Genomic DNA, 572 nt, shown 5'->3' on the forward strand with positions numbered 1-572 from the left:
GCCATCAGCTCGCGGATCGCGTCTTCGCCGATCTTCTTGTCCGAATCTTCCAGAGCAGCAAGAGCCGAGCCCTTGATGATCGGAATGTCGTCGCCCGGGAATTCGTAGGACGACAGAAGTTCGCGAACTTCCAGCTCGACGAGCTCGAGAAGCTCGGCGTCGTCAACCTGGTCGACCTTGTTGAGGAACACGACGATTGCCGGAACGCCAACCTGACGAGCGAGCAGGATGTGCTCGCGGGTCTGCGGCATCGGGCCGTCAGCAGCCGAGCAAACCAGGATCGCGCCGTCCATCTGCGCTGCACCGGTGATCATGTTCTTGACGTAGTCGGCGTGGCCGGGGCAGTCAACGTGAGCGTAGTGACGGTTCGGCGTCTCATACTCAACGTGCGCCGTCGAAATCGTGATACCACGGGCCTTTTCTTCCGGAGCAGCGTCGATCTGGTCGTACGCCTTGAACTCGCCGAAGTACTTCGTGATCGCTGCGGTCAGCGACGTCTTGCCATGGTCAACGTGGCCAATCGTGCCAATGTTAACGTGCGGCTTGTTGCGCTCAAATTTGCTCTTTGCCAT

The 572-nt window shown here is 59.3% G+C and carries 1 protein-coding gene; it reads right to left on the bottom strand.

Annotated features, from left to right (window positions below; all coding sequences use genetic code 11):
- Positions 1-572: GTP-binding protein (locus IB272_RS34485; RefSeq protein WP_192445897.1), on the bottom strand; the 572-nt coding region annotated here is incomplete at both ends.

This window comes from Ensifer sp. ENS08, assembly GCF_014852195.1.
In the GTDB taxonomy this organism is placed as follows: domain Bacteria; phylum Pseudomonadota; class Alphaproteobacteria; order Rhizobiales; family Rhizobiaceae; genus Ensifer; species Ensifer adhaerens.